8 protein-coding genes are annotated in these 12,660 nt (G+C 39.8%); 4 read left to right on the forward strand and 4 right to left on the reverse strand.

Annotated features, from left to right (window positions below):
* Nucleotides 1-88 precede the first annotated feature (88 nt).
* The 4 genes from P163_RS00735 to P163_RS00750 all read right to left on the reverse strand — a co-directional run bounded on the left by P163_RS00735 (nucleotide 89) and on the right by P163_RS00750 (nucleotide 6,330).
* Nucleotides 89-2,536 carry a TonB-dependent receptor gene (locus tag P163_RS00735; RefSeq protein ID WP_031427473.1) on the reverse strand — a complete coding sequence of 816 codons (2,448 nt, stop codon included), beginning with the start codon at nucleotides 2,534-2,536 and terminating at the stop codon, nucleotides 89-91.
* 8 nt (nucleotides 2,537-2,544) lie between these two features.
* Nucleotides 2,545-3,909, reverse strand: coding sequence for an HTTM domain-containing protein (locus P163_RS00740; RefSeq protein WP_031427474.1), 1,365 nt, complete (start codon nucleotides 3,907-3,909; stop codon nucleotides 2,545-2,547).
* A gap of 3 nt (nucleotides 3,910-3,912) precedes the next feature.
* Nucleotides 3,913-5,037: an imelysin family protein gene (locus P163_RS00745; RefSeq protein WP_031427475.1), complete on the reverse strand. Its 1,125-nt coding sequence runs from the start codon at nucleotides 5,035-5,037 to the stop codon at nucleotides 3,913-3,915.
* 72 nt (nucleotides 5,038-5,109) lie between these two features.
* Nucleotides 5,110-6,330 (reverse strand): DUF4856 domain-containing protein, encoded by a 1,221-nt coding sequence (locus P163_RS00750; protein WP_031427476.1) that lies wholly within the window; start codon nucleotides 6,328-6,330, stop codon nucleotides 5,110-5,112.
* Between the two features lie 248 nt (nucleotides 6,331-6,578).
* On the opposite strand from P163_RS00750, the gene P163_RS00755 reads away from it, so the two are divergent.
* From P163_RS00755 to P163_RS00770, 4 genes are all read left to right on the forward strand, one after another.
* Nucleotides 6,579-6,995, forward strand: a complete 417-nt coding sequence (locus P163_RS00755; RefSeq protein ID WP_034886856.1) for an HYC_CC_PP family protein — start codon at nucleotides 6,579-6,581, stop codon at nucleotides 6,993-6,995.
* Between the two features lie 103 nt (nucleotides 6,996-7,098).
* Nucleotides 7,099-10,851 (forward strand): efflux RND transporter permease subunit, encoded by a 3,753-nt coding sequence (locus P163_RS00760; protein ID WP_013073637.1) that lies wholly within the window; start codon nucleotides 7,099-7,101, stop codon nucleotides 10,849-10,851.
* Nucleotides 10,848-12,065: a TolC family protein gene (locus P163_RS00765; RefSeq protein ID WP_013073636.1), complete on the forward strand. Its 1,218-nt coding sequence runs from the start codon at nucleotides 10,848-10,850 to the stop codon at nucleotides 12,063-12,065. The genes P163_RS00760 and P163_RS00765 overlap by 4 nt, the downstream gene beginning before the upstream one ends.
* 4 nt (nucleotides 12,066-12,069) lie before the next feature.
* Nucleotides 12,070-12,636 (forward strand): helix-turn-helix domain-containing protein, encoded by a 567-nt coding sequence (locus tag P163_RS00770; protein ID WP_008610774.1) that lies wholly within the window; start codon nucleotides 12,070-12,072, stop codon nucleotides 12,634-12,636.
* Nucleotides 12,637-12,660 lie beyond the last annotated feature (24 nt).

The following is a 12,660-nucleotide window of genomic DNA, read 5'->3' on the forward strand; positions in this document are numbered from 1 at the left end:
TTTATGAATTAACAGCAAAATTAATTAATGCGAAGATAATTTTAAAGGTTCAACAGAAATATGATTTTTGTCATTAATGCAGATTAACTCAAAATTTAAGTTGTAAGAGCACATATATGGTTCGTGGTAAACTTGGTATGATCCCTGGGCCCGGATAGCCCGTCGCACGGCGTGTAAAATAACTTTCGTTCAAAACATTGTTGACCCCCGCTTCCAGTTTAAACCGATTATAGGTATAGGAAAAAGAAAGATCCATAATATTATAGGCAGGTATTTCACCTACAATACCACTCTGGCTTTGAAAATCCCTGGGCGAATTGGTGGCATCGGTAAACTGTTGGCCCAAATAAGTATATTGCAAACTACCCAAAAAGTCTTTATACCCAAAATTTAATCCTGTTTTTAGGTTAATACCGGGAATGAACTCCACTTTTTTGCCCTTCACATTGTTTTCTTGGGAAGAGGTGTATTTTGAATCTGTAAGGGCCAGGTTGACAAAAGTACCGAGTTTGATATCGTTTTTTTCTGTGGACAGGGTTTCCCATATATTCCAGTCCACAAAACTTTCAATGCCATAGGTAATGGCATCCCCTATGTTCCCTCTAAACCGCTCCTGTTGGATATCACTTACTTCCCGTAATATCACACCCAAACGATCTTTGTAATTTAAAAAAAATGCTCCCACATCATAGGAAAGGTATTTCTTTATTCGCCCGCGAGCCCCTATATCAAAAGTATATCCTTGCTCATCTTTGATGTTGGGATCTACGGTCAATGACGGATTGGTAATTCTAATATCATTAAAAGTAACCGAGCGGTAATTCTGGCTTATATTCCCATATAGTTCAACCGTTTTATGGGGTTTATAACTTAGCCCAACACCCAATAAAATAAAAGAACGTTCAAGATCACGGTTATCCGCCACATCTTCGTTTAAGATGGGGTTACCTGCAATATCAAAGTTGATCCGTTTAAATTCGCCCCTACTTCTAGTCTTTATATATTCAAACCGTAGCCCAGGAGTTACCGAAATTTTTTCGGAGAACTTAAAGACATTTTCGGAAAACAGGGCAAGGTTCAAGTTCGGAAACCTAAAATCGCTTTGCCTTGGGTAGTTGGGGTAGGTCTGTTCTTCAAAATTAAAATTGGCGTTGCTGCCGTTGCTGCCGGGCCCCTGCCGCTCTGTATTATTGGATTGATAGTACTTTCCACCAAAAAGCACCGTATTCTCTTTTCCGAAGAAATTATACCGCGTCAACAAACGGGCCTCTGCCCCCCAATTGTTAAAATTACCTACTATCAATTCCCTTGGAGCCTCCACATCATCCTCCTGTGAAACCCTGTTTTCGCGAAAACCAACCGATTTCCTATAGGCGTCCAAGGCAAAGAGGTTGAGGCTAAAATCGGTTTTATTGCTCAAAGCGTGTTCCAATCGCATAGCATATAATTTCCAATCCACATTAAACCAGTTTCGGGTTCGGTTGCTAAACGTGGGGTCTTCCTCAAACTGTTCATCGGTAAGACCGCCCGGTTGCTGTGCCAAATAGTTTAAATAGCTTACCTCAAAGGAAATTTTGGTCCTTTCTGTAGGCGAATAATCCAAATGTACGTAGCCATTGAAGGATTCAAACTGGGAGTTGGGACGAAAACTATTTCCTTTTTTATAGTTGAAAAAAGTATAATAACCTACCTTGCCCAAGGTCCCGCCTAAACTGTTAAAACTGGTGAACAAGTTGTAAGAACCCAAGGATTGCCGGGATATCCACTCTATTTTCTTGTTGGGATCGGGTTGTTTCAGTTTAAAATTGATAAGGCCTCCAAATTGTGTCCCATACTGCAAAGATGCCGCACCGCGTACCACTTCGATCTCTGAAATGGATTCAGCCGGCGGTGTATAGTAACTTTCGGGATATCCCAGTACATCTGCAGAGATGTCATAACCATTTTGTCTTGTATTGAAGTTTGCACTGCGGTTGGGATTGAGGCCACGCCCACCAATATTCAATTGCAGTCCCGCATCGTTGTTTTCGTAGATATTGAGCCCGACCACTTGGGAGTATATCTGCCTGGCATTACCGCCGGCAAGGTTAGCGGTAAGGTTGCTTACCAATACCACTTCGCTCTTCTTGCCCGCATAAATGGCAGTTCCCTCAACGTCCCTTAATCGTTTTAGGGCGAAAAGGCGTTCTTTTCTTTGGGTGACCACTACTTCAGAAAGTTCTATGCCCAAAGATTCAAGTTCTAAGTTCAGTGACGTATCATCGGAAATGCTAACCTCGTGATCCAGTATAGCATACTCGTAGGCAAATACGGTAAAATTATAGGTCCCTTTTGGAATGTCCTGAAATTTGAAATCCCCAAAATCATTCGTGATGGTTGATTTTCTTAGAGTAGTGAGAAACACTTCGGCATTTGGGACAGGTTCGTTGGAAGCTGCAGAAACTACTTTTCCCTGAACCACATATTGTGCAAACATTGCAGAACTTGTGAAGGCAAAAAATAGGGTTGCGATTATATGTTCTTTTTTTAAATACATTTTTTTGTTTAAAAACCTTTGATTTCATCCTTAAATTCCAATATCCAGTCCTTAGGCCCAAACGACTCTTCTTGCTCCAGTAAATTTACTTTTGGGTCAATATAAGGTTGGCTAAGCCTGCCATTCAGTGCTACATAGCTCTCTACATAGACCGCTACATTTTTATGGCCTTGTGCTGTAAAATGTTTTCCGAGGAACTGGGCGTACTGAAGGATAAAGTCGGGTTGGGTGCTCATCTGTTTTTCCTGAAATGTTGACAGAAAATCGGTATTGTCAACAAGGAAAGCTGTTCCCTTTTTTTTATCCACAATCTTAAATTGTGCATATCCAGCTTTTTCCATTAGCATTACCCGCCAAGAAAAACGGTATCCCTCCTCGGTCCAAAAAAGCTCGTTTTTGTAGAGCAGATAACGCCAAGGAAAAAGTAACTGAAAGGCAATAAACAAACCCACGATAAGCATTGGGGCCATGGTTTTATTGCGATAGGTTTTATTGCGTATCCCTGCATCTGCCTTTTCCTTTTTAATCCTAAAAATAGTCGAAAGCGTTTTCAATATTTTATGGTGGACTCCCGCATCGAAAAAAACGAGTGCGCTCACTATCATCACATAAGGGAACATACCTATGGGAAAGAGGATGCGGGTCATCAAATGAAAAATTACCACCAGACCGAAAGCTGCCCAACGGGTGGGTCTATAAAACAACAAAAACGGTATCGCCAGATCATAGGCGGCACCGCCCCAGCTAAAGGCATAGTGAAGCCATTGTTGCTGCATTAAATTTCCCAACAATGGCAGGTCATATTGGGCCGGCAACCATATCTTAAGCGGCATTGCCCCAACGAGCCAGTCGCTGTTCAGTTTTGCCAGACCGGCGTAGAAATAGACTAGTGCAATCAATAATTTTATGGCATCAACGGTCCATTTGGGAATCTGTTTATAGGCCTTATCCTTATTCCTTTGTGCATCCATTGAATAATAGGCATTTGCGGGAAGGAAGATCATTAAAAAACTAAGACAACTAATAAAATAGTAATGGTTAAGATAGGTCGTCTTATCCATCAACTCGATGTAGGTAAAGCTTAAAAAGAAAAGGATGATCGCCATTCTGTATCGATACCCCAACGCAATGCAGATTGCGGAGATACCGCAGATAAAGAACAATAAATAGGTGTAAACACCCAAAGGCCGTACCCATTCAAACCCATAATATGAAAAAAAGAATTTGGGTTGAATATAAAGTTTATCGATCCAGCCATAGCTCCAAAAACGGACGATGCCAAAAAACATCATCAGTCCAAAAAAAATACGAAAGACCGCCAACGGGGCAGCCTCTGTAGTTATATTTCGGTATGCATTTAAACGTGAGGCCATTGACTAATCGCCATCGGCATCTACATAATCCACATTTATGCTCAGTGCCTGCAACATATCCACTTTTAAGAGGATAACGTTGCGTTGTAGCTCATCATAAGTACTTAGCATTTTGGTATTGTCAGTTTCAATCTGTAGAGCAAAATTATTGTTCAGTTCATTTGCCTGGGTTTCTGCAGCATTGAACTGCGCATTGATAAGGCCACCTAGATCCTCCCCATTTTTAATACTGTTCAAAAAATCAAGATAGGTCTTGAAGCTTTCCCCGGTAGTATTGTTGTTAAAGTATTTTCCGTTGAAAAAATCCTGGCTTGCCTTAACTGCTGTTAGCATCAATTGTTTGGAAAAATCTTTTTTATAGCGCGCCTCTACATTTTCGGGTAATGGTTGTTGGGAGAAAACACCTGCGGGTATCCCTACTTTACCCGCCCGCAACGATTTTTCAAAATAGAATATATAGTCGTTCGTTAGTTTGTCAACAGATCCAGTAGCCGAAGAACTAGTATTTGCAACAAAAACATCCCTAAAGTTGGCATTCCAATCATCGAGTACTGTTGTGGTCAATTGCAGGATAGTTTCCGTAAGGGTGCCGAGATAATTTTTATATCCCAGGGCATTGCCGTTGGTAGTATAGAAACTTACAATTTCGGTATCTGTTGCTCCAAGACCGTTGATCAGATAATCTATAGCAGGGAAACCCTGTACATCCATTGTAGATGGCAAGGCCAGATCGTAAGAACCGGTGGCTACAAAATCTTCAATTTTTTGGGTGTTTGATGGATAAATATTCAGTCGGTTTCTGTACCGTAACTCTTCGGCCTTGCCTATTTCGAACATAGAGACCTTTTGAAAGGAAATGTAGGCCGCTGTCCACGAGGCGCGCAAACTCTGTAGGCTTGCCTCTGTAGGCTCATTTGAATAGACCGTTGCGGCATTGTTCAGGTTTTCGGCCTCTGTTTTAAAAGAAGTATATGCAGGGACAATGATATTATCTGCCCAATTTAAAAGCATTGCGCCACGATCAAAATTATTGTTAGCCGGTGGCAAGTTTTCGTTCCCATTATCTTTTGAACACGCTACAATCAGCAGTCCGATACTAATAAAACTCCAAAGTTTCCAGTGTTTCATAACTATTTTTTTTAAATCAACCGATTTTTCCATCGGCGGTAAATCGGTTGATGTGGCTAATTCAATTTTTATTTAATTTGCGCTGGCAGCTTGCTCGACCGTGAAGTCAAATTTAGCGGCAATAGCTTCAGTAATACTGTCCAGTGTTGAAGGTTCAAGGTCCCAAAAACCATTGAGTCCATCCGCCAAGAGAGCAGATGTAAAACCATCAACTTCGCTTGTGCTAAAGAAGGAAGTATCTGTACTCTGGTTTCTAGTAAAACGCAAGCTAAAAACAAACCCATAACCCTCAGAAAGGTTTTGGAATGCGGCGCCAAAATCACCGTTTGCAAGCAAATTTTTTCCTTGTTGTAAATAGTATACCGCACGTATGGCAATTACCTCGGATATTTTTTGACGTATAATGGCAGCCTGGGTATCCCGTACTGTATAATCTTTTGCCACTATCGCGGCACGACCCAATTTGAATGCATCAAAAATATCGGCAGCAATGGTAGAAAAATCCGGGTCTGCGTTTACTGTGCCCAAATAATCATTCAAAAAACTATCATCGCCCCCAATGGTTACATTCGGGTTGGCTGCATCAACGGATGTTCCGTAGAGGTATCCATAGGCCTCGTCCCAATTATGTTCCATCGTGGTAAAGGTCTCTCCATCCTCTGTAATCCCATTGTCGTTGTCCGCAACTTTATTATCAGCATCAAGAACAGCTATGCTGAGATAGTTGTTAAGCATCTGATCTGCCATCAGCGCCCCAATAAGGCTTTTTGCAAACATTTGGTTGTACACAAGTCCTTTAGCGTTAACATACCGGGTTTTTGTCCCATCGGCAAGTTGACCGGCACTGCCAGCGACTGCTAGGACATCCTTGTTAGGGAATACCTCATTGACCTGACCGGAAATATAGCTATCGAATAGGTTTCTTATAGCTGCCGCTTCTGTGGTGTTTGCGCTAAAATAATCTTGGGACGCAGCCGTTTTACTGCGTACGTTTTTATCTGACGCATTTAAGGCAGCGTCTGAAAAATCTAGGTCCCCTTCCTGATGTGCATACATTGCCTGCAAGGATATCACAGTCGTGTTTTCGAAATCTGTAAAGGAATTAAGGATTTCTTCAGCCATTAAAATTCGGGTGGTCTGGCCACTAAAATCCACTGTGGATTGTCCATCTCTTTCGAAGGTGTAGTTTGAAGGCACCTCAATGTTTGAGGTTTCAGTAATCGGCTCATCATCAGAAGAACACGAAGCAAAAATAAGGCTTCCTATAATTGCGGTAAAAAACATTTTTTTCATCATTAAATTTATTTAGACTTAATATAAGTAAGTGATTATTTCAGCGACAAAAATAGAAATGAAATTTAAAAAAACAAACTTATTTAGAACAATTCTTAATAATAAATTTAAAACAGGTTTGTATTCGGCATTTTTCTAGAAATTAGATAATCTTTCATATAGATTTAGGAGAATATGTTGCATATGAAATCAAAATTATTTGTTAAATAAAGAAAATTTACTTGAAATTTTGTATTTTTGTAAAATTAATGAAGAAAATCTTTTTTAAAATATCAACATTCTCTATGGCACTGTTAGTGTTGTTGTCAACCGTATCATTTACGGTAGATAGTCATTATTGTGGAGATATTTTTGTGGACTCTTCATTATTTGGTCACGCTCAAACTTGCGGTATGGATGTTCAACAGCAATCGCAGTCATCAGAGTGTGATATTTCTAAAAAAGATTGCTGTAGTGATGAACAAGTGATTGTTGAAGGGCAAGATACTTTAAAAACATCGTTCGACAAATTAGATAAAGACCAACAACTATTTGTTGCTGCTTTTATCCATACCTATATACACTTATTTTTCGAATCTCAAGAAGATTTAAATTCATACAGAGATTATACGCCTCCTCCCTTGGTCAGGGATATTCAACTTTTAGACCAGACTTTCCTTATTTGATTTTTAAGTAATTAGAACTGTAGTCCTGCATTAATTTGTTTTGGACATTTCTGCTTGTTTGTCACTTTTAAACAAGATTTATAATTACTTAATAATCATTTCTATGCTGAATAAAAGCATCAAATTTCTAATAGAAAATAAATTAGTAGCTGTTTTACTATTAGCTTTGTTCGTCGGTTGGGGCGTTGTAAACGCACCTTTTAATTGGGAGACCGGTATTTTGCCTACTGACCCTGTAGCTGTGGATGCCATTCCCGATATTGGTGAAAACCAACAAATTGTTTTTACCAAATGGCAAGGGCGCTCGCCACAGGATATTGAAGACCAAATTACGTATCCACTTACAACTTCGCTTCTAGGTATTCCAGGCGTGAAAACTATTCGTAGTTCCTCTATGTTTGGGTTTTCCAGTATCTATATCATTTTTGAAGAAGATGTGGAGTTTTACTGGTCACGTAGTCGCATTCTCGAAAAACTCAATTCGCTTCCTTCCAACTTGCTGCCAGATGGCGTTAACCCAGCTTTGGGCCCTGATGCCACAGGTTTAGGACAAATATTCTGGTACACCCTAGAAGGTCGTGACAAGGATGGTAATGTAACCGGTGGTTGGGATTTACAGGAACTGCGTAGTATACAGGATTATTATGTGAAATACGGATTGTCATCGGCAAGTGGTGTTTCCGAAGTAGCGTCTATCGGCGGTTATGTTCAGGAATATCAAGTAGATGTGGACCCGGAGAAAATGCGCCAATACAATATTGGATTAAGTGCCATTGTCAAAGCCGTTAAGCAGAGCAACCAAGATATTGGTGCACAAACATTGGAAATCAATCAGGCCGAATATCTGGTTCGTGGTTTGGGCTATGTAAAATCCGTTGCAGATATTGAAAATGCCGTGGTCACTTCAGAGAATTTTACGTCTATCCGAATAAAAGACATCGCAACTGTTCATTTGGGACCGCAAACTCGTCGTGGTATTTTAGATAAAGAAGGTGCCGAAGTTGTTGGTGGTGTTGTGGTAGCGCGATATGGCGCCAACCCTATGGAAGTTATCAATAATGTAAAAGAGCAAATCGCTGAACTGTCATCTGGGCTTCCAACAAAAGTTCTGGCAGATGGCCGCACCTCACAAGTGACCATTGTCCCCTTTTACGACCGTACCCAGCTTATTCAAGAGACCCTACACACGCTTAATGAAGCACTCACGCTTGAAATCTTAATAACCATTCTGGTCATTATCGTAATGGTGTTCAACCTACGCGCATCCATCTTAATTTCAGGTTTGTTACCCGTTGCAGTATTAATGGTTTTCATTGCAATGAAACTTTTTGATGTAGATGCAAATATTGTAGCATTGTCAGGGATTGCCATTGCTATAGGTACAATGGTGGATGTGGGCGTTATACTGGCCGAAAATATGATTCGGCATTTGGAAGATGAAAAATTACGCTTTCGCGAAAGCGGAATCGAGTACACCACAAATGAAATCATCTACAATGCAACTGCTGAAGTTTCTGGTGCAATTTTAACGGCAGTATTAACAACCATTATCAGTTTTATTCCTGTATTCACTATGATAGGTGCTGAAGGAAAGTTGTTTCGTCCACTCGCATTTACAAAGACAATGGCGCTCACGGCGTCTTTGGTTATCGCCCTTTTCTTGATACCACCATTTGCCGCATTCCTTTTCAAAAAGAGTACTATTAGGGAGCACGCTAAATATATTATTAATGCTGTTCTCATCGTCCTTGGTATCACAGCCATCTTCTATGGTTATTGGTTGGGTATTATATTAATTGCCTATGGAATCGTTGCAATTTTGAGTGTACGCGATATTATCACGGCAAAAAGAGCCAATCTAATACATATCGTTATTTCTTGTATTGCTATTGTTTTCCTTCTAGCCGAATACTGGCGACCACTAGGTTTTGACCGCGGTATTATAATGAACTTGATTTTTGTTGCGATTATCTGTTTCGGATTACTGGGGGCGTTTTCAATTTTCCAAAAATATTACGACACTATATTACGTTGGGCACTTCAAAACCGATTACTGTTTTTAATAATTCCGACCACAGTGTTGATTTTAGGGGCCATAATAATGCGCAACACGGGTAAAGAATTTATGCCATCGCTCAACGAAGGCTCATTCCTGTTAATGCCAACATCCTTGCCACACGCAGGTGTTGAAGAAAACAAGCGTGTGTTACAGCAGCTTGATATGGCCGTAGCCAGTATTCCTGAAATCGAAACGGTAGTAGGTAAATCGGGTAGAACAGAATCTGCTCTTGACCCTGCGCCGCTCTCGATGTATGAAAATGTGATTCAGTATAAGTCTGAATATATGCGAAACAAGAATGGCGAGAGACAACGCTACCGCGTAAACGATGATGGTTTATTTGTTCTGAAAAATGATAAATTCATTATTAATCCAAATAATGAAATCGATGATGACGCTAATTATGAGGCCTCGCAACTAAAAACAAATGCAACCCATAACGATTTAATTGAAGACGGCAGCGGTGAATATTACCGAAACTGGCGGCCAGAAATCGACAGCCCAGACGATATCTGGAATGAGATTGTGAAAGTGACCAAATTTCCAGGGGTGACTTCTGCACCAAAACTACAACCTATCGAGACAAGGCTCGTAATGCTTCAAACAGGTATGCGTGCGCCTATGGGTATAAAAGTTAAAGGGCCAGACTTGAAAACAATAGAAGCTTTTGGTCTACAGCTCGAAGACATTTTAAAACAAGCTGAAGGTGTAAAAGAACAAGCTGTCTTTGCAGACCGTATTGTGGGCAAGCCCTATTTACTAATTGATATAAAACGAGACCAATTGGCACGCTATGGAATTTCCATAATGGATGTTCAGGAAGTACTTCAGGTAGCTGTGGGCGGTATGCCGCTTACTCAAACGGTAGAAGGTCGTGAGCGGTATGGAGTAAGAGTGCGCTATCCGCGTGAGTTGCGTGCAAACCCAGAAGATTTAAAAGATATTTATGTTCCGGTTGAGAAAGGAAGTCCGGTTCCACTGAGCGAATTGGTAGACATACGTTATGAACAAGGTCCACAGGTCATAAAAAGTGAGGACACCTTCTTGATAGGGTATGTACTGTTTGATAAACTCGATGGTTTTGCCGAAGTTGATGTGGTCGAAAATGCCCAAGCGCTCATTCAACAAAAAATAGACAATGGTGATTTGATTGTGCCACAAGGTATTAATTACCGTTTTACGGGTACGTATGAAAATCAGCTGCGCGCAGAAAAAACACTTTCCGTAGTTGTGCCTTTGGCATTGCTTATTATTTTCTTGATTCTGTATTTCCAGTTCCGTTCTGTTTCCACCTCGTTGATGGTATTTACAGGAATCGCAGTTGCCTTTGCAGGTGGCTTTATAATGATTTGGCTTTACGGTCAGGATTGGTTCTTCAATTTCAGCTTTTTTGGTGAGAATATGCGGGATTTGTTCAATATGAAAACCATCAATCTAAGTGTTGCTGTCTGGGTTGGCTTTATTGCGCTTTTTGGTATCGCAACAGATGATGGTGTAGTTATGGCTACCTACCTCACACAAACTTTTGACAGAGAGAATCCCAATGATAAAAAAGGAATCCGACTTGCCACATTAGAAGCTGCTGGAAAGCGAATTCGTCCGTGTTTGATGACTACTGTTACCACCGTGCTTGCACTCTTACCTGTACTTACTTCTACGGGAAAAGGAAGCGATATTATGATACCTATGGCAATCCCCATTTTCGGTGGGATGATTATAGATATTACATCCTACTTTTTAGTACCAGTATTATATAGCTGGAAAAAAGAGTACCAACTTAAACGAGCAAACAAATGAAAAATATAAAAATTATTACCTGTCTTTTGTTTGTTTCCGCTTTCGCGAAAGCGCAACAACTACAATCATACATTGAAGAGGCACAATCTAACAACCCCGAGATTCAAGCCTTTGAACTGCGCTATAACATCGCCGAAGAAAAAGTGAACGAAGCAAACTGGCTGCCTAATACTGAAGTGAGTGCTGGGTACTTTGTCAGTGAGCCCGAGACCCGTGTTGGGGCGCAGAGAGCACGTATTGGCTTTAAGCAAATGTTGCCTTGGTTCGGGACCATAACGGCAAGAGAAAATTATGCAGCCTCAATGGCTGAAGCTGAATATGTGGAAATCATAATTGCCAAAAGAAAACTGGCACTTTCTGTAGCTCAATCCTATTATCGTTTGTATGAAATACAAGCAAAGCAAAGGGTGCTCGATAAGAACATTAAATTATTAGAAACCTATGAGCGTCTTGCCCTTACATCGGTTGAAGTAGGCAAGGCATCTTCTGTTGACGTTTTGAGATTACAGATTCGTCAAAATGAATTGCAACAGCAAAAAGAGGTGCTCGAAGAGGAATTTGGGTCAGAACAAATCACCTTCAATAAGCTACTCAATCGTGATGGAACTATGATGGTTGATGTGGTCACATTAATGGAAATTCCAAGTGAAAACGCCGTATCTGGTAGAGATGCACTATCACTTAATCCTGAACTGCTTAAATATGATAAACTCTACGAATCTATAGCACAATCTGAATTGCTCAACCAGCGTGAGGCATTACCTATGTTTGGTTTTGGGGTTGATTATCTACCAGTGAGCGAGCGAGCGGATATGAATCCAATAGACAATGGAAAGGATATACTAATGCCTATGGTTTCAGTTTCCATTCCCATTTTTAATAATCGGTATAAATCTATTTCAAGGCAAAATGACTTGCGCCAACAAGAAATCGAGACTCAAAAAGCACAACGATTGAATGTTTTGGAATCCGCTTTCGCAAAAGCAATATCGCAACGCAACCAAGCACGAATAGCATATAATACACAAGAGAACAATCTGAAACAAGCAGAAGATGCTGAAGAAATTCTCATTAAAAACTATGAAACGGGCACCATTGATTTTAATGATGTGCTGGATATCCAAGAGTTACAGCTCAAATTTCAGTTAAATCAAGTGGAATCGATACAGAAGTATTACACACAATCTGCAATTGTTAATTACCTAATCAACTAACCGGATGGAAAAGAAATTATTTATAAAAAATATGGTGTGTAATCGCTGTATTAAAACAATCCAGAGTGATGTTGAAACATTAGGGATTCACTTAAAGCATATTGAATTGGGTTCTATTATTTACGAAGAGAAATCTATAGATGATTTTGAAAATATAAAAAATGTTTTAGAAAACAATGGTTTCGAAATTTTACTGGCGCAAGACCAGCAATTAGTAGAGCAAGTTAAAATTGAACTTATTAAATTATTACAAAAATTACCACTTCAATTAAATAAAACGCTGTCCAAGCATTTGGAAAGTAAATTAAACCTTGAGTACTCAAAAATCAGTAAAATATTTTCTGTTACGGAGCATATTACCATAGAAAAATACTTTATAAAACTCAAGATAGAAAGAGTGAAAGAGCTGATTCAATTACAAGAGGGTAATTTTACGGAGATAAGTCAGCTGCTTGATTACAGTAATGTAAATCATTTAAGTAGGCTGTTTAAAAGTGAAACTGGTATGAGTCTGACTAATTATAAGAATAATCAAAAAAGTATTAGAAACCCTTTAGATCAAATAAGGTAGATAACAACCATAATTATGACACAA

Source organism: Gillisia sp. Hel_I_29 (assembly GCF_000744275.1).
Classification (GTDB): domain Bacteria; phylum Bacteroidota; class Bacteroidia; order Flavobacteriales; family Flavobacteriaceae; genus Gillisia.